We start from the raw sequence: 24903 nt of genomic DNA, 5'->3' as shown, positions 1-24903 counted from the left end.
TCCTATCCAGCCAAAGGCGGGAGAGGAATGCGCCTTTCAGTTGCATCGGCTTTTTCCACGATCTATCCTCAAAGCCATGAACTCGCCTCGCATTCCTATCGCGCTCCACCACGCTGTCATGCACTGTCTGCGTGAACGCCTGCAATTCGCCAATCAAGCCTTAGGCAGCCAGTATTTGGAGCCCAGCGTAAGCTATAAGCAGCGCGGCGCAACCGCCGGGACCGCCTGGCTACAGCAATGGGAAATCCGTCTGAACCCGGAGCTACTGCTGGAAAACCAGCAGGCCTTCATCGATGAGGTCGTTCCCCACGAACTGGCTCATCTGCTGGTGTATGCCCACTTCGGTCGCGTAGCGCCCCATGGCAAAGAATGGCGCTGGATGATGGAACAAATTCTGCAAACCCCGGTGAAACGCACACACCGTTTCGCCACCGCCTCCGTGCAGGGTAAAACCTACCCTTACCGTTGCGCCTGCCAGCAGCACCAGTTAAGCGTGCGTCGCCATTACCGTGCCCAACGCGGCGATGCCACCTATCGCTGTCTGAAGTGCGGCAAACCACTCCAGTTTGATGCCGTGCCACAAACCTGAGCCTTTATTCTCACTGCGCGATAAAACGCACAGTATCCATTTGCGCGACAGGTCGACGTTCGCTACTCTGCGCGTTTTACGCCAATGGGTAGATTTAGAACATGCTTCGCAACATTCTTGTTATTTACACACTGAGTGGTGCACTGTTTTCGGCGTTTGCCGCAGCGCAAACCATCAACAATTTCACTCAGGCCAAAGCCGTTGCCGCACAAATTCATCAGGGCGCCCCTGGCACCTTCTATTGCGGCTGCCGTATCTCCTGGGACGGTAAAAAGGGCACCCCCGACCTCGCCTCCTGCGGTTATACCGTACGCAAAAACGCCGATCGCGCACAGCGTATCGAGTGGGAACACGTGGTACCGGCCTGGCAGTTCGGTCATCAACGCCAATGCTGGCAAGAAGGCGGTAGAAAGAACTGTACCCGCGATGAAGTATATCGCGACATGGAAACCGATCTGCATAACCTGCAACCCAGCATTGGTGAGGTGAATGGCGATCGCGGCAACTTCATGTATGGTCAATGGAACGGTGGCGACGGCCAGTACGGCCAATGCGCGATGAAGATTGATTTCAAAAACAAGCTGGCAGAACCGCCCGAATGGGCACGCGGTGCCATCGCCCGGACCTATTTTTACATGCGCGATCGCTACCAACTGCGGCTTTCCAGCCAGCAAACCCAGCTATTTACCGCATGGGACAAGCGCTACCCGGTGACATCCTGGGAATGCACTCGTGACCAGCGCATTGCCGAGCAGCAGGGGAATCATAATCCTTACGTTCAGCAGGCTTGCCAGCGCTAGTTCCACTACCTAATATAGAGCGTTCAACCAACGCCGCAGACCACGAGATGTGCTGCGGCGATAGAGTAAAAAACATCGCCACCAGACACGCGCTTGTGAATCACCGAAGGCCAAGATAGACCTATGCGAATACCGCGTATTTTTCACCCCGCGGCCGTGCCGCTCACGGGGGGTGACATCGAATTGAGCGAAGATGCCGCCAATCATGTGGGCCGTGTGCTACGCATGAATCCGGGCGACGCGTTGCAGCTTTTTGACGGCAGCAACCACGTTTTTGCCGCCGAGATCCTGTCGGTCAGTAAAAGGCAGATTATCGTCCGCGCGCAACCCGGCGTTTGGCAGGACAAAGAGTCACCGCTCCATCTGCATCTGGGCCAGGTAATGTCGCGTGGCGAGAAGATGGAGTTCACCGTGCAAAAATCCATTGAGCTCGGGGTCAATGTCATCACACCGCTGTTTTCTGAACGTTGCGGCGTGAAGCTGGACGGTGAGCGGCTAGAGAAAAAAATCGTGCAGTGGCAAAAAATCGCCATCGCCGCTTTTGAGCAGTGTGGCCGAAACCAGATACCTGAAATCCGGCTAACCATGTCGCTCGAAGCGTGGTGCGCCGAGCACGATGAAGCGCTGAAATTGAATTTACACCCGCGTGCGACGCACAGCATCAATACACTGCCTGCAACGCTCTCACGCGTTCGGTTACTCATTGGTCCCGAAGGGGGCCTGTCTGCCGATGAGATTGCGATGACGGCCCAGCACCACTTCACCGACATTCTGTTGGGGCCACGCGTTTTACGTACTGAAACGACTGCACTTACCGCCATTACCGCCTTACAGGTGCGTTTCGGCGATGTGGGGTAAAGGAGAAAAACCATGATCAAGCTAGGCATCGTGATGGATCCCATCGATTACATCAACATCAAGAAAGACACCAGCTTTGCCATGCTGCTGGAAGCGCAACGCCGCGGTTATGAGCTGCATTACATGGAGATGAACGACCTCTATCTTCATGCCGGTGAAGCCCGTGCCACCACGCGTCGCCTCAGCGTACAGTACGACTATGATGGCTGGTACGATTTTCACGGCGAGCAGGATATCGTCCTGCACGAACTGGATGCGGTCCTGATGCGTAAGGATCCGCCGTTCGATACCGAATTCATCTATGCCACCTATATCCTGGAGCGGGCAGAAGAAAAAGGCACGCTGATCGTCAACAAACCGCAAAGCCTACGTGACTGTAACGAGAAGCTGTTTACCGCCTGGTTCCCGCACCTGACGCCGGATACGCTGGTCACACGCCGCGCCGACAAACTGCGTCAGTTTCACCAGCAGCATGGTGATGTGATCCTCAAACCGCTGGATGGCATGGGCGGCGCATCGATTTTCCGACTGGAACAGGATGACGCTAACGTTTCAGTCATCATCGAAACCCTGACCGAACACGGCCAGCGCTACTGCATGGCGCAAAACTATCTGCCCGCCATCAAAGACGGTGACAAACGCATTCTGGTAGTGGATGGAGAACCCGTGCCTTATTGCCTGGCGCGTATCCCGAAAAGCGGTGAAACGCGTGGTAACCTGGCCGCGGGCGGACGCGGTGAAGCTCGCCCGCTGACGGAAAGCGATTGGCAAATCGCTCGCGCGGTGGCACCTACGTTGAAACAGAAAGGGCTGATTTTTGTCGGTCTTGACGTCATCGGCGATCGACTGACGGAAATCAATGTGACCAGCCCTACATGCGTGTGGGAAATCGAAGCGGCATTTCCTGACGTTTCCATCACCGGTATGCTGATGGATGCCATTGAGCGCCGCCTGGCAGATCGCCAACGTTAATGTTCCGTGCGTTAACGTTCTGAACATTAAGGTTCTTGGCATTAATGTGCTCTACGTTAAGGCACTTCGCGTTAAGGTATCTTGCAGTCGGTGCCCAGCATGCTGGATCCCCACCGATACCAGCCCGTGGCAACACGGGCTTCCCCTAATCCTGACAAGAGCGAATAACGACGCACAATGAATTTACAGCCTCATTTTCTTATCGCCATGCCAGCCGTTCAGGACCAGGTTTTCAAACGCGCCCTGATCTATATTTTTGAGCACAATGAAGACGGCGCAATGGGGCTTATCGTCAACAAACCGATGGACCAATTTTCGGTAGAAGATATCCCGAGCAAGCTGCATATCGAGCCGACGCCGCGCGATCCCGATATTCGTCTGGATAAACCGGTGTTCTCCGGTGGTCCGCTGGCAGACGATCGCGGTTTTATTCTGCACACGCCGCAGTCAGGTTTTGGTTCCAGCATCAGTATTTCCAGCGATGTGATTGTTACCACGTCAAAAGATGTGCTGGAGACGCTGGGCACGCCGACACAGCTCCGTGAAACGATGGTCGCCTTAGGGTATTCCGGCTGGGAACAGGGACAATTGGAAACGGAGCTGCTGGAAAACGTGTGGCTCACCGCCCCGGCAGAAGCCGATATTCTGTTCCATACCCCGATCGCAGAGCGTTGGCGCATGGCGGCCAAAAGGATCGGTATCGATATCCACAATATCGTGGCCGATGCGGGGCATGCCTGATGACCAACCGAACCCTGCTAGCCTTCGATTTTGGCACCAAAAGCATCGGCGTAGCCATCGGCCAAGAGGTCACTGGCACCGCGCGAGCGCTTACCGCGTTCAAGGCGCAGGACGGCCTGCCTGACTGGAACCAGGTAGAAAAAATAATCAACGAGTGGCATCCTGATTTACTGGTGGTGGGATTGCCGCTGAACATGGATGGCACAGAGCAGGAGCTGACCGCAAGAGCGCGAAAATTCGCCAACCGCTTACACGGCCGTTTCGGCAAACCGGTCGAACTACAGGATGAACGTCTCAGCACCGTAGAAGCACGGGCAGACCTGTTTGAACGCGGTGGGTTCCGCGCATTGAATAAAGGCCAAGTGGATGCCACCTCGGCCGTCATTATTCTGGAAAGCTGGTTCAGTCGTCAAACGCCGGGGCAGTAAAGTGATACCCATCCTATTTCACGTAGCAGAGATGTTGGCCACGCGAAGTCGTTAGGGTATGACAATACCTCCCAGCGGCGTTCGTGCAAACTGTCGCTATTCGTCCGGAAACTCAGCGATGAAACGTTCCACGTCGTTCACCATGGATTCGGTGCCGACAAAGAATGGGCAGCGCTGGTGCAATTTTTCCGGCTCAATATCAAGAATACGGCGTGCGCCATCGCTAGCTTTACCGCCTGCCTGTTCTGCCAGGAATGCCATCGGGTTGCATTCGTACAGCAAGCGCAGTTTTCCTTTTGGATAGCTTGCGGTGCTCGGATACAAGTAGATGCCGCCTTTCAGCAGGTTACGGTGAAAATCCGCCACCAGTGAGCCGATATAGCGCGAGGTATAAGGACGCTGCGTTGCTTCATCCTGTTCCTGGCAATACTTGATGTATTTCTTCACGCCCTGCGGGAATTTGATGTAGTTCCCTTCGTTAATCGAGTACATGTTCCCTTTTTCAGGGAAATGCACACGCTCGTGCGACAGACAGAAAACGCCCAGAGAAGGATCATAGGTAAAAGCATGTACACCGTGACCGGTGGTGTACACCAGCATGGTCGAGGAACCGTACACGATATACCCTGCTGCCACCTGTTTGTTACCCGGTTGCAGGAAATCCGCTTCCGTGACCGGCGTACCCAACGGGGTAATACGAAGGTAAATGGAGAAGATGGTGCCAACAGATACGTTAACATCAATGTTGGAAGACCCATCCAGCGGGTCCATTAACACCACATATTTGGCGTTTAGACCGCGGTCGCCTTCAAAAACGACGATCTCATCTTCTTCTTCGGAGGCAATCCCCGCTACTTCACCACGCGCTTTCAGTGCCGCTTTCAGTTTTTCATTGGCATACAGATCCAGCTTCATCTGCACTTCGCCCTGAACGTTCGACACGCCGCTGGTTCCCAGGATATCAACCAACCCAGCTTTGTTGATATCACGGTGAATAATTTTGGCGCCCAGTTTAAGTGCGGACAACAGCGCGGTCAGTTCACCGGTTGCGTGAGAGAAATCGTGCTGTTTTTCGACGATAAATTCGCCTAACGTTTTCATAACACTATTCCAGAATCTACGAATGAAAAGCGATTTCAGTTTTCACCGCTCATGTTTGCGCATGCAGTGTAGCCCAAACAGAAAGCCGCACCTAGTCAAATCCATTTCTTATGCGTAATCCAGGCGCTTGATGTAGCCCCCTGTAACACCAGACAGTAGCTGTATCTCCAGATAAGAGATAGGCTTAGATATATGTCTGTAGTGGCACACTGATACTGGCCACCTGATCGGAGGTGATATGCTCACCTCATCAACACGACAGGTGACCTCATGGGTAAACATTTTACGGCGGAATTTAAGCTCGAAGCCGCAAAGCTGGTTGTCGACCACGGCTACACATACGTTAAGGCCGCAGAGGCGGTTAATGTCAGCCATTCTGCCATTAGTCGCTGGGTCAATAAGCTTCGCCTTGAACGACAGGGAAAAACGCCAACGGGACTTCCTCTTACCCCTGAACAGCTCGAGCTGCGTGAGATGAAGAAAAAAGTCCAATGCCTTGAAATGGAGAACGAAATCCTAAAAAAGGCTACGGCGCTCTTAATGTCGGACTCACTCAACGGTTCACGGTAGTCGACAGGCTGAGGGCGCGATACCCGGTCACGGCGTTGTGCCAAACTTTTGAGGTACATCGCAGCAGCTACAGGCACTGGCAGGCTTCCGCTAATGAACCCGACGGTGAGCGCGTGGTTAAGTGTAGCCGCGTCATGGAAGCCTGGAACGCCAGCGGCGGCTCTGCCGGCGCTCGAAGTATCGCGACCATCGTCACCGGCAGCTCCGGTGTCAAAATGGGGCGCTGGCTGGCTGGCAAGCTGATGAAGGAGCTGGGTATCGCCAGCTGCCAGCGACCGGCTCACAAATACAAACGCGGCGGCAATGAACACGTTGAAATACCGAACTATCTCAACCGCCAGTTCGCGGTTACCGCGCCGGATCAGGTCTGGTGCGGCGATGTGACCTACATCTGGACGGGCAAATGCTGGGCTTACCTTGCGGTGGTGCTAGACCTGTTCGCCCGCAAACCGGTGGGCTGGGCCATGTCGACGTCGCCGGACTCGGCGCTGACAGTTAAAGCGTTGCAGATGGCCTGGGAACTCCGGGGACAACCAACAGGAGTCATGTTCCACAGCGACCAGGGCAGCCACTATACCAGCCGTCAATACCGGCAAGCCCTGTGGCGCTGCCGGATAAAGCAGAGTATGAGTCGGCGGGGTAACTGCTGGGATAATGCGCCAATGGAGCGGTTCTTCCGCAGCCTGAAGACAGAATGGGTGCCGACAAAGGGTTACAACAGCTTCAGCGAAGCCCAGGACGCGATTATCCGCTACATCACGGGGTATTACAGCGCTATCCGGCCTCACTGGTATAACGGCGGCTTAACTCCAAACGAATCTGAGCGACTGTTCTACATACAGTCTAATGCGGTGGCCAATATTAGTTGACCACTACAGTCTAACAATCATGCTAATTTTGAAATGACCGGGATCCTGTTAGGGCAAGAAGTCCGTAAGCGTAAAACTCCGCAAGAGAAAATCGCCATCATTCAGCAGACAATGAAGCCGGGGATGAACGTCGCCCATGTAGCCCGCCTGCATGGCATCCAGCCCAGCCTTTTGTTTAAGTGGAAGAAGCAATACCAGGAAGGAAGCCTCACCGCCGTTGCGGCCGGAGAAGAAGTGGTTCCAGCTTCGGCGCTGGCTACTGCCCTCAAGCAGGTCCGGGAGCTACAGCGCCTTCTGGGTAAGAAGACGATGGAAGTTGAGATCCTCAAAGAAGCAGTGGAGTACGGCCAGTCGCGAAAATGGATAGCGCACGCGCCCTTGTTGCCAAAGGACGGGGAATAGCTCTGGTCAGCCGCGCCATGAGCGTGTCGCGTGCGCAGCTGTCACTGCGGGTTAACCGTTCTGCCGACTGGCTGGACAGGCGCAGCAACCGGCGTAATGACGAAGCTGATGCTGAGATATTATCGGACATCCTCCGTATCATCAGCGACATGCCCAGTTACGGTTACCGCCGAGTGTGGAGTATCCTGCGTAAGCAACGTCGTGCAGAGGGACTTCCACCGGTGAACGCCAAACGGCTTTACAGGATAATGAGCGAGCATAACCTGCTGTTGTTGAATGATAAAACTGAACGTCCGAAGCGGGAGCATAAAGGCAAAATCGCGGTAGCAGAGAGCGATATGCGCTGGTGCTCAGATGGCTTCGAGTTCGGTTGTGACAACGGCGAGAAGCTGCGGGTGACGTTCGCACTGGACTGCTGCGACCGGGAGGCCATAGACTGGGCAGCGAGCACCAGGGGTTATGACAGTTCAACCGTGCAGGATGTGATGCTGAGGTCGGTGGAAAAACGCTTCGGTAGCGCGCTGCCGGATAAACCAGTGCAATGGCTGACGGATAATGGTTCAGCGTACACAGCGCATGAAACGCGGAAGTTCGCCAGAGAACTGAATCTGGAGCCCTGCACAACAGCAGTGAGCCGTCCACAGAGTAACGGCATGGCAGAACAGTTCGTGAAGACGATGAAGGAAGATTACATCGCCTTCATGCCAAAACCCGATGTGCGAACAGCGCTGAAGAACCTTGCAGCGGCGTTCAATCATTACAATGAAAACCATCCGCACAGTGCGCTGGGATACAACTCCCCAAGAGAATATCGGCGCCAGCGGGCATCGTTAACTTAAGATACAAAAGCTGTCCGGAGATGGTGGGTCAAGATCACGTAATCCAGGCGCTAGAATACGTGAAGACTTTCAGGAACTGATGGAAAATATATGCGTATTCATATTTTGGGCATCTGCGGCACCTTTATGGTAGTGGAAGCCGATGAATATGACTGTGCGTTCTTCGACAAACGTTCAAAATTCGTGCACTATGCGCCGCGCACGCTGATCCTGAACAACCTCGAATTAGATCATGCAGATATTTTTGACGATCTGAAAGCCATTCAGAAACAGTTCCACCATCTGGTTCGCCTGGTGCCGGGAAAAGGTAAAATCATTATTCCAGGCAATGAGTTACACCTTAAACAGGTGATGGGCATGGGCTGTTGGAGTGAGCCGGAACTGGTGGGTGACGACGGTGTCTGGAAAGAGAAAAAATTCACGACCGATGCCAGCGAATTTCAGGTTTATCTGAACGATGAGTTGGTCGGCGAAGTGCGCTGGAAACTGGTAGGCGAGCACAACATGCATAACGGCCTGATGGCCATCGCGGCGGCACGCCATGTGGGCGTGCCCGCAGCCGAAGCCTGCCGTGCGCTGGGTGGATTTATCAATGCCCGCCGCCGCCTTGAACTGCGCGGGACCGTCAACAATATCAGCGTCTACGACGATTTTGCGCACCACCCGACGGCAATTCTTGCTACGCTGGCAGCCTTACGCAGCAAAGTAGGTGGAACGGCACGCATTCTGGCCGTGCTGGAACCGCGCTCAAACACCATGAAAATGGGTGTGATCAAGAATGAACTGGCTCCGTCACTAGGCCGCGCAGATGAGGTGTTCCTGTTCCAGCCGCAGCACATTCCGTGGCAGGTGGTGGAAGTGGCTGACGCCTGTGTACAACCAGCACACTGGAGCGCGGATATCGACACGCTGGTCGAGATGATCGCCAAAACCGCTCAAACGGGCGATCATATTCTGGTGATGAGTAACGGCGGATTCGGGAATATTCACAACACCTTATTGGCGGCGTTGGAGAAGAAAGCAGCCTCTGCTCAGGATCAAAGCGACGTGCTGTAAAACACAAAAGGACGGTAAACCGTCCTTTTTCGTTTATGCACTTAATGCGGGTTACGCATTACGCATCAAACGGATCGCGCAGGATCATGGTTTCGCTACGGTCAGGGCCGGTGGAGATAATATCAACCGGCACGCCGGTGACCTCTTCCACGCGCTTGATATAGTTCAGCGCAGCCTGCGGCAGTTTGCTGTGATCTTGCACACCAAAGGTGCTTTCCGTCCAGCCCGGCAGGGTTTCATAGATAGGCTCGATGCATTCCCAACCTTCAGCCGCCAGCGGCGTCACATCAACTTCATCACCGTTCGGCATACGATAGCCGACGCAGATCTTCACTTCTTTCAGTCCATCCAGCACGTCCAGTTTGGTCATGCAGAAACCGGACAGGGAGTTGATCTGTACGGCACGGCGTACGGCAACCGCATCCAGCCAACCGGTGCGGCGGCGACGGCCTGTGGTTGCACCAAACTCGTTGCCTTTCTGCGACAGGTGCTCGCCAACATCATCAAACAGCTCGGTAGGGAATGGACCTGCACCAACGCGGGTAGAGTAAGCTTTGACGATACCCAGCACGTAATCTACGTAACGCGGCCCCAGACCAGAACCGGTAGCAACGCCGCCCGCCGTGGTGTTAGAGGAGGTCACGTACGGATAGGTACCGTGGTCGATGTCCAGCAGCGTACCTTGCGCGCCTTCGAACATCACCAGATCGCCACGCTGATGCGCTTTGAATAGCAGTTCGGAAACATCAACCACCATTGCAGTGAGAATGTCAGCAATCGCCAGCACATCATCCAGCGCTTTCTGGTAGTCCACCGCTTCCACTTTGTAATAATTCACCAGTTGGAAGTTGTGGTACTCAACGATCTCTTTCAGTTTGACGGCAAACGCTTGCTTGTCGAACAGATCGCCCACACGCAAACCACGACGTGCCACTTTATCTTCATACGCCGGGCCGATACCACGACCCGTGGTACCGATAGCTTTCTCACCACGCGCTTTTTCGCGCGCGTTATCCAACGCGACGTGATAAGGAAGAATCAGCGGACACGCTTCAGAAAGCAGCAGACGTTCGCGTACCGGAACACCGCGTGCTTCCAATGCGGTCATCTCTTTCATCAACGCATCAGGTGCCAGCACAACACCGTTACCGATGATGCTAACCACGTTTTCACGCAGGATGCCAGAGGGGATTAAGTGGAGGACGGTTTTCTCACCGTTAATAACCAGAGTGTGACCAGCATTGTGACCACCCTGGTAGCGCACAACATACTTAGCCCGTTCAGTCAGTAGGTCAACGACCTTGCCTTTACCTTCGTCACCCCATTGGGTGCCCAGTACAACGACGTTCTTACCCATTTCAAGAATCACCAGGTTGCTTAAAAATGGATTCTATCATCTCACTTGGTTGCTTTCAGTACTTTTAGCATACGTTTGCGCACATTTTTTGATGTCATTCAGCTTCCCGCTCGATGACGCAACATGTAGTAGATCACGATGCCGGCAACCACTAATCCACCGCCAAAACGGCGCAAAATAGTGTCTGGCTGATGCGCCATCGCCAGGATCATGCGACGCCAAATCCGTGGAAACAGCAGCGGCCCCAGGCCTTCCAAAATCAAGACCAGGCCTAGCGCCAGCCAAATGGTGATACTCATACCTACTCCAATGGAAAATTTTGCCATTAAAATCTATGGTCACCCCCATTTTTGCAACACTGATTTTTGACTAATGGTGGGCTTGCTTCAATCTATCCGGCGTCTCTGTGGGCGAGATGCCCGCGCCTCGATGAGTTCCGCGTCTGGTGAACCTGAAAAAGCCCTCGGCTTCAGTGAGCCATTTTTGTCGTCAGGTTTTTCAGCAGGCCGATATGCCGTTCATGTCATCAATAATCAGTCTTCGCAAAACCAGATAGGTAACTGCTGTTTAATTACTTAATAATCAGTCTGTTGATTTAGTTCTACATATACTCGATTAACTTGAAGTTGCATTTTTCAGCGTCTGGAAGTTGTCATTAATCCTGCGCGACAAGCCCCCCGCCAGTCCCGGTAATATATTGCGGAAGAAGTGGTGTATTTCCTGCCGAAACGCCTTTGGTGAAGCGAAGTAGCGGTTGTTTCTCACCTTTTCATTCATCACTTTCCACAGTCTTTCTATCGGGTTCAGATTCGGGCTGTAAGGCGGCAGATAGTGGAGGTCGATATTCATCACATATGCCCACTTTTTCACCAGCTCCGCGGTGGTGTAGTGGCACACTGTAGTGGCACACTGATACTGGCCACCTGATCGGAGGTGATATGCTCACCTCATCAACACGACAGGTGACCTCATGGGTAAACATTTTACGGCGGAATTTAAGCTCGAAGCCGCAAAGCTGGTTGTCGACCACGGCTACACATACGTTAAGGCCGCAGAGGCGGTTAATGTCAGCCATTCTGCCATTAGTCGCTGGGTCAATAAGCTTCGCCTTGAACGACAGGGAAAAACGCCAACGGGACTTCCTCTTACCCCTGAACAGCTCGAGCTGCGTGAGATGAAGAAAAAAGTCCAATGCCTTGAAATGGAGAACGAAATCCTAAAAAAGGCTACGGCGCTCTTAATGTCGGACTCACTCAACGGTTCACGGTAGTCGACAGGCTGAGGGCGCGATACCCGGTCACGGCGTTGTGCCAAACTTTTGAGGTACATCGCAGCAGCTACAGGCACTGGCAGGCTTCCGCTAATGAACCCGACGGTGAGCGCGTGGTTAAGTGTAGCCGCGTCATGGAAGCCTGGAACGCCAGCGGCGGCTCTGCCGGCGCTCGAAGTATCGCGACCATCGTCACCGGCAGCTCCGGTGTCAAAATGGGGCGCTGGCTGGCTGGCAAGCTGATGAAGGAGCTGGGTATCGCCAGCTGCCAGCGACCGGCTCACAAATACAAACGCGGCGGCAATGAACACGTTGAAATACCGAACTATCTCAACCGCCAGTTCGCGGTTACCGCGCCGGATCAGGTCTGGTGCGGCGATGTGACCTACATCTGGACGGGCAAATGCTGGGCTTACCTTGCGGTGGTGCTAGACCTGTTCGCCCGCAAACCGGTGGGCTGGGCCATGTCGACGTCGCCGGACTCGGCGCTGACAGTTAAAGCGTTGCAGATGGCCTGGGAACTCCGGGGACAACCAACAGGAGTCATGTTCCACAGCGACCAGGGCAGCCACTATACCAGCCGTCAATACCGGCAAGCCCTGTGGCGCTGCCGGATAAAGCAGAGTATGAGTCGGCGGGGTAACTGCTGGGATAATGCGCCAATGGAGCGGTTCTTCCGCAGCCTGAAGACAGAATGGGTGCCGACAAAGGGTTACAACAGCTTCAGCGAAGCCCAGGACGCGATTATCCGCTACATCACGGGGTATTACAGCGCTATCCGGCCTCACTGGTATAACGGCGGCTTAACTCCAAACGAATCTGAGCGACTGTTCTACATACAGTCTAATGCGGTGGCCAATATTAGTTGACCACTACAGAGGACGCCGCTTCGTGAGCAGCGGCGTTCCTATTATCACAAAACCAGAGAAAGCGAGAGAATTATGAAAAAAATCGTTCCATCGTTGGTGGCTGCTGCTGCCTTGTTGTTTGTTGCCTCAGCCGGCGTTCAGGCTGCCCAAACGTATAAAGACGGTACCTACACCGGCAAAGCGCAGGGTAAAGAAGGGGAGATCGAAGTTTCGGTGAAAATCAGCGAGGGCAAAATTGCCAATGTGGAAGTGGTAAAACACGAGGACACAGAAGCGCTGATGCTCGGTGTTATTGATAATATCGTGCCGGAAATTGTGGAAAAACAAACGGCAGAGGGTATTGATGCGGTGACGGGTGCCACCATGTCCAGTACTGGTGTACTGGAAGCTGCGAAACAAGCGCTGGCACAGGCGAAATCCTAATTAGTCAGACGCCTGTGGCCTTGTAGTGGCACACTGTAGTGGCACACTGTAGTGGCACACTGTAGTGGCACACTGATACTGGCCACCTGATCGGAGGTGATATGCTCACCTCATCAACACGACAGGTGACCTCATGGGTAAACATTTTACGGCGGAATTTAAGCTCGAAGCCGCAAAGCTGGTTGTCGACCACGGCTACACATACGTTAAGGCCGCAGAGGCGGTTAATGTCAGCCATTCTGCCATTAGTCGCTGGGTCAATAAGCTTCGCCTTGAACGACAGGGAAAAACGCCAACGGGACTTCCTCTTACCCCTGAACAGCTCGAGCTGCGTGAGATGAAGAAAAAAGTCCAATGCCTTGAAATGGAGAACGAAATCCTAAAAAAGGCTACGGCGCTCTTAATGTCGGACTCACTCAACGGTTCACGGTAGTCGACAGGCTGAGGGCGCGATACCCGGTCACGGCGTTGTGCCAAACTTTTGAGGTACATCGCAGCAGCTACAGGCACTGGCAGGCTTCCGCTAATGAACCCGACGGTGAGCGCGTGGTTAAGTGTAGCCGCGTCATGGAAGCCTGGAACGCCAGCGGCGGCTCTGCCGGCGCTCGAAGTATCGCGACCATCGTCACCGGCAGCTCCGGTGTCAAAATGGGGCGCTGGCTGGCTGGCAAGCTGATGAAGGAGCTGGGTATCGCCAGCTGCCAGCGACCGGCTCACAAATACAAACGCGGCGGCAATGAACTCGTTGAAATACCGAACTATCTCAACCGCCAGTTCGCGGTTACCGCGCCGGATCAGGTCTGGTGCGGCGATGTGACCTACATCTGGACGGGCAAATGCTGGGCTTACCTTGCGGTGGTGCTAGACCTGTTCGCCCGCAAACCGGTGGGCTGGGCCATGTCGACGTCGCCGGACTCGGCGCTGACAGTTAAAGCGTTGCAGATGGCCTGGGAACTCCGGGGACAACCAACAGGAGTCATGTTCCACAGCGACCAGGGCAGCCACTATACCAGCCGTCAATACCGGCAAGCCCTGTGGCGCTGCCGGATAAAGCAGAGTATGAGTCGGCGGGGTAACTGCTGGGATAATGCGCCAATGGAGCGGTTTTTCCGCAGCCTGAAGACAGAATGGGTGCCGACAAAGGTTTACAACAGCTTCAGCGAAGCCCAGGACGCGATTATCCGCTACATCACGGGGTATTACAGCGCTATCCGGCCTCACTGGTATAACGGCGGCTTAACTCCAAACGAATCTGAGCGACTGTTCTACATACAGTCTAATGCGGTGGCCAATATTAGTTGACCACTACATCCAGACTGCGATTATTAGTCGAGCGGATCAACCAGTCAGCCGGAGTGCCAAGGTCATCAGCGAGCTGCATCAACGCCTTGATATCCGCTTCGCGATCGGCTAAGTTGTATTAGTCGCGACTTGATCTGACACTGGACCTTGAAAGGTTGAGAGTTACCGGTTTTGATATGGGTGTCGAATCCTTATACAAAACACGAGGTAACTCTCATGCTTCATACTAACAATCCCATCATCAAACACAAAGCCGGCCTGCTCAATCTCGCCGAAGAACTCGGTAACGTATCAAAAGCCTGTAAAATCATGGGTGTGTCACGCGACACGTTTTATCGCTATCAGGAACTGGCGGCAGAAGGCGGCATTGACGCTCTGGTTAACCAAAACCGCCGGGTTCCCAACCTGAAAAACCGTGCTGATGAAGCCACTGAACGTGCGGTTGTTGATTACGCCATTGAGTTCCCGGCTCATGGCCAGCACCGGACCAGTAATGAGTTGCGTAAAAAAGGCGTCTTCATTTCTGGCAGCGGTGTGCGCTCCATCTGGCAACGACACGATCTGGAAAACTTTCGTAAGCGCCTGAAGGCACTTGAGGAAAAAGTTGCCAGAGAAGGCATTGTACTTACTGATGCTCAAATCGCTGCACTGGAGAAGAAGGCGCACGACGACGAAGCCTGTGGTGAAATAGAGACTGCTCACCCGGGTTATCTGGGGTCGCAGGACACCTTCTACGTGGGTAATCTGAAAGGTGTTGGCCGTATCTACCAGCAGACGTTCGTGGATACGTACTCGAAAGTGGCGCACTGCAAGCTTTACACGAGTAAAGCACCGATCTCTGCCGCCGACCTGCTCAATGATCGCGTGCTGCCGTTCTACGAAGCTCTGGGGCTGCCAATGCTAAGAATACTGACGGACAGGGGGACGGAGTACTGCGGTAAAGTGGAACAACATGACTATCAGCTGTACTTGGCTATCAACGATATAGACCATACGAAAACGAAAGCGATGTCTCCGCAGACAAACGGTATCTGCGAGCGCTTCCATAAAACTATTTTGCAGGATTTTTATCAGGTTGCGTTCCGTAAGACGTTATACGAGGACCTAGAAAGTCTACAAAAGGATCTGGACAACTGGTTGTGGCATTACAATAATGAGCGAACTCATCAGGGTAAAATGTGCTGCGGGCGTACGCCAATGGCCACGTTACTTGATGGTAAACGAGTCTGGGCAGAAAAAAATCTGAACCAGATTTAATCTGACAGACACCTGTATAAATAACCGGTAACTGTCAGATCAGGTCTGAGCTAATACAGCTAAGTACACCAGACGTGTGTTTGGCAACTCCGAGGCGAGTTCAGCAACTCGCTCGTATCCCTCGAGCCAGCGCGTACTCTCCTTGAGCCCATCGCGTTTTCCGTCTGCATCCTTCGGCTCTCTTGCCCACATCCACGCATCCAGTACGCCCAACCCCACGCGATCCGGACTGACCGCGTAGGTCGGATGCAGGTACAGACCACGCCTGGCTTCGTAGTTCAAGGGACCCAAGCCTTGGATTTGCTGCCCGTTGAAGTCAAGCTCGGTAGTGTCTTGGATACACAGCACAACCTCGTGTTCTCGGATCCTTTCCTGCGTACGCTGCCAGTGAGGTTGCAGAATGTCTCGCCATTCGAATGCTTGGTTCTCCATGAAGCGGTAAGCACCCAGCGTCTCAGACCATCCGAGGCACGCATGCGGAATGCTGGCTTGCGGATTCTCAGCCAGCCGTATCAAAAGCCCTTTGGCACGCTTATTGAGCCTCGTGTCACCAAGATTTACCCCTTCCAGTTCTTGGTGTGCCCAGCCATCTGAATCCCGTGTCATTTTTCAGCGCCGTAAATGGCTGCGTATTCGCATGCGATCGATCATCGATTCGCATCTAAGGTCGATCACGTTTTCGCATCGTAATCGATCACCCGGGAACCTAACTTTTTTATCGTTTTAGCGTGTTTCTTCTGCGCTTTCCACTGCCAGGCTATTTTTCCTTAATGATTCTCCCTGAAGCTCCACTCTGTGAGAGTTGTGGATCAGCCGATCCAGGAAGGCATCTGCCGCCGTCGGGTTTTCCATCACTCCGTACCATTGCTCCACCGGCAACTGGCTGATAAGGATCGTGCTGGTTTGCCCATATCGCTCTTCCGTTATTTCCAGCAAGTCATTGCATTGCCGCGTTGTGATAACTTCAAGACCAAGGTCGTCCAAGATAAGAAACTCTATTTTTTGAAGCTGTTTCAGTTGCTTAAGCCAGCTGCCGTCCAGTCGGCCCTGCTCAAGCTGATCCAGCAGCCGACCCATGCGCCAGTATTGAACGCTTCTCTTTTGCCGGCACGCCTGCTCGCCCAGGGCACAACCTACCCAGCTTTTTCCGCTGCCAGTTGGCCCTGTTATCAGGATATTCTTGCTGTGGGTGATGTAATGCCCGTTCAGAAGCTCGCGCATCTGTTCGGCCTTTAACCCTCGGGAGACCGGATAGTACATACCCTCAGGGGTTGCACCGTGGCGCAACCGTGCCTGCTTTCTCAACCGCCCAACACGGCTGTTTTCACGATTCAGTAGCTCTTCTTCGACAAGTAACCCCAGGCGTTCTGCGAACCCCAGCTCATTGTATGTACCAGGTGCCTCACGCTGGCGTATCATGCCATCGGCCATTGCCGACAGCTTCAGCGTTCTAAGTTTGGTTAGCAGGTCATCAGTCATAACGACTCCCTTTTTCAGTGGTAATATTTTGGACCACGCAGATTCTCGTGCTCCAGTGGAAGCTGTAACTCTCTATTTCCTTTAACTGTTTCTCCGATGCCCTCCCTGTTGTGACGCAGCAGATTCTCGATAAAACGCCTTTCCGGATGGTTCAGCCCGCAGGCCTTGTCACAGGCTTTTTCCAGCCGTTCGGCACCGTATTTTTTCTGGAGCGACAGTAGGCCGAGAACAGCCCGATAAGCCTGCTCAGGATGATTCTTCGCGTTTAGCATCGCTTCCACCACCTGCCGGGTCGCCTTGCCGGTTCTCGCGGCATTATCCAGCAGCTTTTCAGGTGTCCAGCTGCTGTGCCCGCGGTGATTGACCGGCATGTGTGCCGGATTCGTGCTGTGGCTGTACTGCCGATCGCTGCGAGGGTGCTGAGCCACGCAGCGGCCCTTATGCCAGACCTGGACCAACGTCTGACCCGCTTTTACCGACAGCCTTTCACCAACCAGCTCATGGGGAACGGAGTACCAGTGGCGGTCGTATTCGACGTGATAGTCAGGAGCGACCTTCACCGCACGGTATTCGGTGTATTCATAGGGCATGGCTGGCAACGGCTGCAGGCACGGCGCATCGAGCAGCGCAAAGCGCTGCGCTCGGCTCTGGCCCCCATAACCTTTCATTGGCCGGTTATTCAGCTCGGTCATCAGCTCACTGAGCCTGACGTTGAGCGCATGCATCGTATGGAAGGTTTCATTGCGTATTCGCGCCAGGAGCCACCTTTCGACCAGCAGGACGCCGTTTTCCACTTTGGCCTTGTCTTTCGGTTTGTAGGGTCTGGCTGGCATCACTACCGTGCTGTAATGCGAGGCCAAAGACTGATAGCTGTCGTTGATGACCGGCTCGTAGCGATCTGCTTTGCTCACCGCGCTACGCAGATTATCGGGTACCAGCAGGGCTGGAACGCCGCCGAGGAAGGTCAGGCAGTGGCTGTTAGCATTCAGCCAGCTCATCATGTCCTGACCGGGGCAGGCTTCTGCATAGGTATAATTTGACGCTCCCATGACAGCGACGAAGATGGCGACCCGGCGCACATTTCCCGTATCGGGGTCGGATACCGGCACCGTGGGCCCGCAGAAGTCGATGAACAGCTTCTCACCGGCACGGTGGGTCTGGCGCATCGAGCGTTTCTGGCATTTCTTCCATTGGCGATAACAACGGCAGAACTGAGAGTAGCCCAGCGCCATTTCTCCGGTTTCGGTGCTGTATTCTATCCACAACAGCTGCCTGGTAACCCCTGGCCGTCTTAGCTCGGTATCGATATACAGCCAGTCTGGCGCGATAAGCTCCGAGGTGCGCATTCTGCGGGTGGGGAACAGCATCTTTTCCAGTTTTTCTGGCAAGAGCGCATCAGGCAATGGCCACGACAGCGATGCGGCGGTAAAACGGGAGAGCACCTCATAAACTGTGGAAGGGCTGACCCTAAGAGCAGCGGCGATGGTGCGATTAGACTGGTTGCACTCAAATTTGAGTTTGAAGATCTGAAGACAAGTCTCCATGGGACTCCTGCTTTTTCTCTTTCTGGCCATCGTTATCTCCATTTCAGTAGAAACTGCGAACGGAGAGGAGGTTAGAAGAGTTAAGTCCCGGAGTGATCGATACGACGCGAATCAGTGATCGACCTTAGATGCGAAATCGTGATCGATTGTCATGCGAATCACTGATCGATCACGATGCGAATATGCAAATGGCGATAGTACACGTCGGTTTCACTTCATTTACAACCCCACCGGCTGCCTATTTCAGCCCGCTAACCCTTGGCATATAAGGCGTTGCGGACTTGTGTATAACGAGGTGGCCATAACCCATATCGTTATACACATCGTTCTAACGCACTTTTTAATCAATGAGTTACGGGTTTATCTCAGAGTGGCATTTTGAACCTCAAAAAGCCAATGGGATGGCTTGAATGCCTTAATTCACGGGGTTCTGAGCATCCTGTTCAAAAAATGGCCAAAAGATGTGTATAACGATATGGCCATAACCCAGGCAGCAGGCAGCCCGATCAGCAGGCTCAGCGCCACTGCACCACAGACCAGAATCGTCGTATGCAGCAGATAAAGCGGCATCCCCTGCTGCCACAGTACCAGCATGCCGCTAGCATCGGGCCAAAATGCCAGCGCGAATACGATCCCCACGGGAAGCAAAAATGCTCCGTTAATCACCCAATAACTGATACGCCAGAGACCCGATATCATCACACCAGCAACGGTAAATCCTATTGACCATCATCTATTAATAACAGAGGCTGCGCACGGCGTCATGTTATCAACACGGAATAAATGGGGCTTAATCCGGCCATTGGTCTCAACCGTACAGATTGGCACATCAGGGAATAACGAGTTTTACTAACGTGAACACGTAAAATAAACCTTGAACCCACTTACCCCATCTGTGATAACGTCATTTTACGATTGTTGATACAGGTTTAATCATGAAACGCTCTGCGCTGGCACTACTGCTTATGAGTCTGATGGGATTTTCGTCAGCCAGTAACGCACTGAATGAATTTGAGGCGGAAGATCTCGCTGACTTGACGGCCATTTTCGTCTATCTAAAAAACAACTGTGGCTATCAAGACATTCCCAACGATCATATTCGACGCGTGCTGGTCGCTTTTGCACAGCAAAACCGTTGGAATCTCAACAATTACAGTGACTTTGATATGACCAGCCTGGGTGAGGATAGCTACCTCGATCTGAGTAACATCCCAATACCGACGCCCAAAAAGTGTCAATCGTTGGCGCAAAACTCGCTCGGTCTGCTCGCGTACGCGAAATAGTTCTGGTGTAGGCGAAATAGTGTTCACGTAACGTTTCCCGCACTGTCTGAAATTTCGCCGTGCAAGCCATCAACGAGTTAGCTATGATGGCGCGCTCATTTTCACGGCGGTTATCGCAGAGGAAGCCCTGACATGTCCCGAAAAGAGATATGGCATGAAACGTTACATGCCAGCTTCGGCCAATATTTTTCCATTGACCAGGTGCTGTTTCATGAAAAAACCGCCCATCAGGATCTGATTATCTTCGAAAACGCGGCGCTGGGGCGCGTGATGGCACTGGATGGCGTGGTGCAAACCACCGAACGCGACGAGTTTATCTACCATGAAATGTTAACCCATGTCCCTCTGCTGGCCCATGGCGCTGCCAAGCGCGTGCTGATTGTCGGCGGCGGCGATGGCGGCATCCTTCGCGAAGTGTGTCGCCATCCGGAAGTAGAACACATCACCATGGTGGAGATTGATGCGGGGGTGGTCAGTTTCTGTCGCCAGTACCTTCCCAACCACAGTGCCGGAGCTTATGACGATCCGCGTTTAACGCTGGTGATCGCCGATGGCGTTGATTTTGTCAGCCAAAACCGCGATAGGTTTGATGTGATCATTTCTGATTGCACCGATCCCATCGGCCCCGGAGAAAGCCTTTTCAGCTCAGCGTTTTACGATGGCTGTGCGCATAGCCTGAATCCTGGCGGCCTGTTTGTCGCACAAAATGGCGTCTGTTTCCTGCAACAGGATGAAGCCATCAACAGCCACCGCTTACTCAACAGCTCTTTTTCGGATGTCACCTTCTATCAGGCGGCAATCCCCACCTATTACGGTGGCATCATGACCTTTGCCTGGGCCAGCAACGATCCGACATTGCGCCTGGTAGCACAGGACACGCTTGCGGCACGTTATCACGCTTCAGGCATCACCTGCCGTTATTACAATCCGGCTGTCCACACGGGTAGCTTTGCGCTGCCACAATATCTACTGAATGCATTAGCCTGACGCTTACAGCCATAAGGGGGTAAAGAAAATTGCACAAGCTGAAACTGCACGGTTTTAACAACCTGACCAAAAGCCTGAGTTTTTTTATCTACGATATCTGCTATGCCAAAACCGCTGACGATCGCGACGGCTATATCGCCTATATTGACGAACAGTACAACACCAATCGTTTGACAGAGATCCTCACGGAAACCTGTACGATCATTGGTGCCAATATTTTGAACATCGCGCGGCAAGACTACGATCCTCAGGGTGCCAGCGTGACTATTCTGGTAAGCGAAGAGCAGATGGATCCGCGCGATGTCGATAACTCAGAACTTCCCGGACCACTGCCCCATTCCGTGGTTGCGCATCTGGACAAGAGCCATATTTGTGTACACACCTACCCGGAAAGCCATCCCGAGGGCGGCCTATGCACCTTTCGCGCCGATATTGAAGTGTCAACCTGCGGCGTGATTTCCCCGCTAAAAGCACTGAATTACCTTATTCACCAGTTGGAATCCGATATTGTCACAATTGACTATCGCGTGCGCGGTTTCACGCGTGATATCAACGGGGTAAAACATTTCATCGACCATCAAATCAATTCCATTCAGAACTTTATGTCGGAAGATATGAAGTCGCTGTATCACCTGATGGACGTGAATGTGTATCAGGAGAATATGTTTCACACCAAAATGCTGCTCAAGGATTTCGATCTGCGGCACTATCTGTTCAACGCCGCGCCGGAAAATCTGGAAGCGACGGAGCGCAAAAGGATCACCGATCTGCTCTATCATGAAATGCGAGAGATCTACTACGGTAGGAATCTTCCGGTTTTGTAGATGACGTACCGGCGGGCCCACAGCGGCCCGTTTTTTTTATTCTCAACCACGCCCCCGTTTCCCCCTTGGTAGCACTGTCTTCTTCCGCCATTCCGATCTCCGCCTCAATGAGCCCACACTAAGCACCATATATTGTATGGTTGAAATTAAAAACATCTACATCTAGTATTTAAACACGCCACGGTTATCGATGAGGCGCGTTTCGCAGAAAGGCGGCAGCGGAAGGGTGTCACAAGGCCGCTTTACCATACTGACTTTAACCCAAAAGGTAAATACGAATCATGCGCATTACTATTTTCACTAAACCGCACTGTGTTCAGTGCAATGCGACGTGCCGTGCTTTGGATAAACAAGGTATCGCCTATCAGCTTATCGACCTGACAGAAGATGAGCACGCATTACAGAGAGTAAGGGCATTGGGCTATCAACAGGTACCGGTCGTTATGACAGAGGACGAGCACTGGAGCGGTTTTCGCCCAGATAAACTCGGCGCATTGCGCTCAGCGCAGTTGCAGTAAGGGGGCGCAATGAATCCACTGGTCTATTTTTCCAGCCAATCGGAAAACACGCATCGGTTTATCGCTCGTGTGGGTCTGCCCGCCCTGCGCATTCCGATAGCAGAAGACCAGCCGGTACTCAACGTGGCGCAACCGTTCATTCTGGTTGTGCCCAGCTACGGCGGAGGAAGCAGCAAAGGTGCCGTGCCGCACCAGGTCATTCGCTTCCTCAACGACGCCAACAATCGGGCCGGTCTGCTCGGCGTGATTGCGGCAGGCAATATGAACTTCGGCACAGCGTATTGTCTGGCTGGCGACATTATCGCGCAGAAATGCCAGGTGCCGTACTTGTATCGTTTTGAACTGCTCGGCACACCGGAAGATGTCATCAATGTGCGCAAAGGAGTAACCCAATTTTGGCAACAACATCCGTAATCAATACACCCGCGCAGGGAAAAAGCGACAACGCTCTCGATTACCATGCGCTCAATGCCATGCTGAATCTCTATGACGCTGACGGGCACATTCAGTTTGAAAAAGACCGGCTGGCGGCACGACGCTATTTCCTTCAGCACGTAAACCAGAATACGGTGTTCTTCCACAATCTGGAGGAGAAACTGCGCTATCTGGTAGAAGAAGGTTACTATGAAGCTGAGGTATTGGAGCAGTATCAATTCAGCTTTATCAAGAGCCTGTTTCGGCAGGCCTATGCGCACAAATTCCGTTTCCAAACCTTCCTTGGCGCGTTCAAATATTACACCAGCTATACGCTGAAAACCTTTGATGGCAAACGCTATCTGGAACGCTATGAGGACCGTGTCTGTCTGGTTGCTTTGGCGTTGGCCAAGGGCAATACCCAACTTGCCAGCGCACTGGTCGATGAGATCATCAGTGGCCGCTTTCAACCCGCGACGCCAACCTTTCTCAACTGCGGTAAAAAACAGCGCGGTGAGTTGGTCTCCTGTTTTCTGTTGCGTATTGAAGACAACATGGAATCTATCGGGCGCGCCATCAACTCAGCGTTGCAACTCTCCAAGCGTGGCGGCGGCGTTGCCTTTACCTTGACCAACATCCGTGAAACTGGCGCACCGATCAAACGTATTGAAAACCAGTCTTCCGGTATCATCCCCATCATGAAGATGCTGGAGGATGCTTTTTCCTATGCCAACCAGTTGGGCGCACGGCAAGGCGCTGGTGCTGTCTACCTCAATGCGCACCATCCCGACATTTTGCGTTTTCTCGATACCAAGCGTGAAAACGCCGATGAGAAAATCCGGATTAAAACGCTCTCTCTTGGCGTCGTGATCCCGGATATCACCTTCCAATTGGCGAAAACCAACCAGGTGATGTACCTGTTCTCTCCCTACGATGTGGAACAGGTGTATGGCCTGCCCTTCTCGGAAATCAGCGTAAGCGAGAAGTACCATGAGATGGTAAACGATAAACGCATCCGCAAATCACAGATCAAGGCGCGCGAGTTCTTCCAGATTCTGGCCGAAATACAGTTTGAGTCTGGCTACCCCTACATGATGTTTGAAGATACGGTGAATCGCGCCAACCCGATTCATGGCCGAATCACTATGAGTAACCTGTGCTCGGAGATCCTTCAGGTCAACGAAGCCAGCCTTTACGATGACGACTTAGGCTATCGCCACATCGGAAAAGATATATCGTGTAATCTGGGATCGTTGAACATCGCCAAAACCATGGATTCACCTGATTTCGGCAATACGGTGGAAACCGCAATTCGCGCATTGACAGCGGTCTCTGACATGAGCCACATCGCTTCTGTGCCTTCCATCGCCAAAGGCAATGATGACTCCCATACCATTGGCCTCGGACAAATGAACCTACACGGTTATCTGGCTCGGGAACGGATTTTTTATGGCTCACCGGAAAGCATCGATTTTACCAACATCTACTTCTACACCGTGGCATATCATGCACTGCGCGCCTCTAACCAACTGGCGATTGAGCGTGGGCGCACCTTTGCTGGGTTTGCACAATCGACCTATGCGTCCGGCGACTATTTTGCCAAATACATCGAACGCACCTGGCAGTCGGAAACGGAACGCGTGCGTGAACTGTTCGAGGCGGCGCAGATTGTTATTCCTTCACAGCAAGCATGGACCGAGTTACGCGATTCCGTGATGGCGCACGGGCTGTATAACCAAAACTTACAAGCGGTGCCGCCAACCGGATCGATCTCTTACATCAACCATGCAACTTCCAGCATTCACCCCATCGTGTCACGTATCGAGATCCGCAAAGAAGGCAAGATTGGGCGCGTTTACTACCCTGCCCCCTACATGACTAATGACAACCTGGATTACTACCAGGATGCTTACGAGATAGGTCCGGAAAAAATCATCGACACCTATGCTGCCGCCACCCAGCACGTCGATCAAGGGCTGTCGTTAACCCTGTTTTTCCGCGATACAGCCACCACACGGGATATCAATAAGGCACAGATTTATGCCTGGAAAAAAGGCATTAAAACCATTTATTACGTGCGCATACGCCAGATGGCGCTGGAAGGCACCGAAGTGCAAGGCTGTGTCTCCTGTGCGCTCTGATAGGTTTCTC

The 24903-nt window shown here is 53.1% G+C and carries 24 protein-coding genes and 3 pseudogenes; 19 read left to right on the top strand and 8 right to left on the bottom strand.

What is annotated here, in order from left to right:
* Positions 1-76: 76 nt before the first annotated feature.
* From ACWWJF_RS14900 to ruvX, 6 genes are all read left to right on the top strand, one after another.
* The gene (locus ACWWJF_RS14900) at positions 77-589 is read left to right on the top strand and encodes a SprT family zinc-dependent metalloprotease (RefSeq protein WP_455871104.1); all 513 of its coding nucleotides are present in this window, start codon (positions 77-79) and stop codon (positions 587-589) included.
* Between the two features lie 101 nt (positions 590-690).
* Positions 691-1389: a deoxyribonuclease I gene (gene endA, locus ACWWJF_RS14895; RefSeq protein WP_455869876.1), complete on the top strand. Its 699-nt coding sequence runs from the start codon at positions 691-693 to the stop codon at positions 1387-1389.
* Between the two features lie 123 nt (positions 1390-1512).
* Positions 1513-2247 (top strand): 16S rRNA (uracil(1498)-N(3))-methyltransferase, encoded by a 735-nt coding sequence (gene rsmE / locus ACWWJF_RS14890; RefSeq protein WP_455869875.1) that lies wholly within the window; start codon positions 1513-1515, stop codon positions 2245-2247.
* Between the two features lie 12 nt (positions 2248-2259).
* Positions 2260-3219, top strand: coding sequence for a glutathione synthase (gene gshB, locus ACWWJF_RS14885; RefSeq protein WP_455869874.1), 960 nt, complete (start codon positions 2260-2262; stop codon positions 3217-3219).
* Positions 3220-3396: 177 nt separating this feature from the next.
* On the top strand, positions 3397-3960 hold the full coding sequence (locus ACWWJF_RS14880; protein ID WP_455869873.1) for a YqgE/AlgH family protein: 564 nt from the start codon (positions 3397-3399) through the stop codon (positions 3958-3960).
* Positions 3960-4388 carry a Holliday junction resolvase RuvX gene (ruvX, locus tag ACWWJF_RS14875; RefSeq protein ID WP_455869872.1) on the top strand — a complete coding sequence of 143 codons (429 nt, stop codon included), beginning with the start codon at positions 3960-3962 and terminating at the stop codon, positions 4386-4388. The genes ACWWJF_RS14880 and ruvX overlap by 1 nt, the downstream gene beginning before the upstream one ends.
* 96 nt (positions 4389-4484) lie before the next feature.
* On the opposite strand, the gene fbp is transcribed toward ruvX, so the two are convergent.
* Positions 4485-5489 carry a class 1 fructose-bisphosphatase gene (gene fbp, locus ACWWJF_RS14870; protein WP_455869871.1) on the bottom strand — a complete coding sequence of 335 codons (1005 nt, stop codon included), beginning with the start codon at positions 5487-5489 and terminating at the stop codon, positions 4485-4487.
* Between the two features lie 270 nt (positions 5490-5759).
* Here fbp and ACWWJF_RS14865 point away from each other — a divergent pair.
* From ACWWJF_RS14865 to mpl, 3 genes and pseudogenes are all read left to right on the top strand, one after another.
* A protein-coding gene (locus tag ACWWJF_RS14865) for an IS3 family transposase (RefSeq protein WP_455868400.1) occupies positions 5760-6928 on the top strand; the annotation gives its coding sequence in 2 pieces (ribosomal slippage) (positions 5760-6015 and positions 6015-6928; 1170 coding nt in all).
* 33 nt (positions 6929-6961) lie between these two features.
* Positions 6962-8169 (top strand): IS3 family transposase gene (locus ACWWJF_RS14860; protein ID WP_455869870.1). Its coding sequence is split into 2 segments (ribosomal slippage): positions 6962-7283 and positions 7283-8169, totalling 1209 coding nucleotides; the frame shifts between segments, so codons are not numbered across the junction.
* A 123-nt stretch (positions 8170-8292) separates the two neighbouring features.
* Positions 8293-9225, top strand: a pseudogene (mpl, locus tag ACWWJF_RS14855) (UDP-N-acetylmuramate:L-alanyl-gamma-D-glutamyl-meso-diaminopimelate ligase); the annotation flags it as partial.
* Positions 9226-9283: 58 nt separating this feature from the next.
* Here mpl and ACWWJF_RS14850 read toward each other — a convergent pair.
* The 3 genes and pseudogenes from ACWWJF_RS14850 to ACWWJF_RS14840 all read right to left on the bottom strand — a co-directional run.
* Positions 9284-10582, bottom strand: a complete 1299-nt coding sequence (locus ACWWJF_RS14850) for an adenylosuccinate synthase (RefSeq protein WP_455869869.1) — start codon at positions 10580-10582, stop codon at positions 9284-9286.
* Positions 10583-10680: 98 nt separating this feature from the next.
* Positions 10681-10881: a DUF2065 domain-containing protein gene (locus ACWWJF_RS14845; protein WP_455871103.1), complete on the bottom strand. Its 201-nt coding sequence runs from the start codon at positions 10879-10881 to the stop codon at positions 10681-10683.
* A gap of 316 nt (positions 10882-11197) precedes the next feature.
* A pseudogene (locus ACWWJF_RS14840) lies at positions 11198-11470 on the bottom strand (transposase); the annotation flags it as partial.
* A gap of 82 nt (positions 11471-11552) precedes the next feature.
* Between ACWWJF_RS14840 and ACWWJF_RS14835 the strand changes: the two are divergent.
* The 4 genes from ACWWJF_RS14835 (at position 11553) to ACWWJF_RS14820 (ending at position 15703) form a co-directional block, all read left to right on the top strand.
* A protein-coding gene (locus ACWWJF_RS14835; RefSeq protein ID WP_455868400.1) for an IS3 family transposase occupies positions 11553-12721 on the top strand; the annotation gives its coding sequence in 2 pieces (ribosomal slippage) (positions 11553-11808 and positions 11808-12721; 1170 coding nt in all).
* A gap of 72 nt (positions 12722-12793) precedes the next feature.
* Positions 12794-13144: an FMN-binding protein gene (locus tag ACWWJF_RS14830; RefSeq protein WP_455869868.1), complete on the top strand. Its 351-nt coding sequence runs from the start codon at positions 12794-12796 to the stop codon at positions 13142-13144.
* Between the two features lie 133 nt (positions 13145-13277).
* A protein-coding gene (locus ACWWJF_RS14825) for an IS3 family transposase (RefSeq protein ID WP_455869867.1) occupies positions 13278-14446 on the top strand; the annotation gives its coding sequence in 2 pieces (ribosomal slippage) (positions 13278-13533 and positions 13533-14446; 1170 coding nt in all).
* A gap of 216 nt (positions 14447-14662) precedes the next feature.
* Positions 14663-15703, top strand: coding sequence for an IS481 family transposase (locus tag ACWWJF_RS14820; protein WP_455869623.1), 1041 nt, complete (start codon positions 14663-14665; stop codon positions 15701-15703).
* A gap of 57 nt (positions 15704-15760) precedes the next feature.
* On the opposite strand, the pseudogene ACWWJF_RS14815 reads toward ACWWJF_RS14820, so the two are convergent.
* The 4 genes and pseudogenes from ACWWJF_RS14815 to ACWWJF_RS14800 form a co-directional block, all read right to left on the bottom strand.
* Positions 15761-16309 (bottom strand): annotated as a pseudogene (locus ACWWJF_RS14815) (IS4/Tn5 family transposase DNA-binding protein); the annotation flags it as partial.
* 117 nt (positions 16310-16426) lie between these two features.
* The gene (gene istB / locus ACWWJF_RS14810) at positions 16427-17182 is read right to left on the bottom strand and encodes an IS21-like element helper ATPase IstB (RefSeq protein WP_455868472.1); all 756 of its coding nucleotides are present in this window, start codon (positions 17180-17182) and stop codon (positions 16427-16429) included.
* A gap of 14 nt (positions 17183-17196) precedes the next feature.
* The gene (gene istA / locus ACWWJF_RS14805; protein WP_455868471.1) at positions 17197-18726 is read right to left on the bottom strand and encodes an IS21 family transposase; all 1530 of its coding nucleotides are present in this window, start codon (positions 18724-18726) and stop codon (positions 17197-17199) included.
* A 420-nt stretch (positions 18727-19146) separates the two neighbouring features.
* Positions 19147-19365 (bottom strand): hypothetical protein, encoded by a 219-nt coding sequence (locus tag ACWWJF_RS14800; protein ID WP_455869866.1) that lies wholly within the window; start codon positions 19363-19365, stop codon positions 19147-19149.
* Positions 19366-19661: 296 nt separating this feature from the next.
* On the opposite strand from ACWWJF_RS14800, the gene ACWWJF_RS14795 reads away from it, so the two are divergent.
* The 6 genes from ACWWJF_RS14795 (at position 19662) to nrdE (ending at position 24893) form a co-directional block, all read left to right on the top strand.
* Entirely contained in the window at positions 19662-20009 is a 348-nt protein-coding gene (locus tag ACWWJF_RS14795; RefSeq protein ID WP_455869865.1) for a YacC family pilotin-like protein, read from the top strand.
* A 132-nt stretch (positions 20010-20141) separates the two neighbouring features.
* Positions 20142-20996, top strand: a complete 855-nt coding sequence (speE, locus tag ACWWJF_RS14790) for a polyamine aminopropyltransferase (RefSeq protein ID WP_455869864.1) — start codon at positions 20142-20144, stop codon at positions 20994-20996.
* Positions 20997-21025: 29 nt separating this feature from the next.
* Entirely contained in the window at positions 21026-21820 is a 795-nt protein-coding gene (speD, locus tag ACWWJF_RS14785) for an adenosylmethionine decarboxylase (protein ID WP_455869863.1), read from the top strand.
* A gap of 281 nt (positions 21821-22101) precedes the next feature.
* Complete coding sequence (nrdH, locus tag ACWWJF_RS14780) at positions 22102-22338, top strand: glutaredoxin-like protein NrdH (RefSeq protein ID WP_455869862.1); 237 nt, start codon at positions 22102-22104, stop codon at positions 22336-22338.
* Positions 22339-22347: 9 nt separating this feature from the next.
* Entirely contained in the window at positions 22348-22752 is a 405-nt protein-coding gene (gene nrdI, locus ACWWJF_RS14775; RefSeq protein ID WP_455869861.1) for a class Ib ribonucleoside-diphosphate reductase assembly flavoprotein NrdI, read from the top strand.
* Positions 22752-24893, top strand: coding sequence for a class 1b ribonucleoside-diphosphate reductase subunit alpha (gene nrdE, locus ACWWJF_RS14770; RefSeq protein WP_455871102.1), 2142 nt, complete (start codon positions 22752-22754; stop codon positions 24891-24893). The genes nrdI and nrdE overlap by 1 nt, the downstream gene beginning before the upstream one ends.
* Positions 24894-24903: the final 10 nt, after the last annotated feature.

The organism is Symbiopectobacterium sp. Eva_TO, assembly GCF_053848865.1.
The sequence above is the reverse complement of the archived record's forward strand: the minus strand, read 5'-3'. Positions and strand labels throughout refer to the sequence as shown.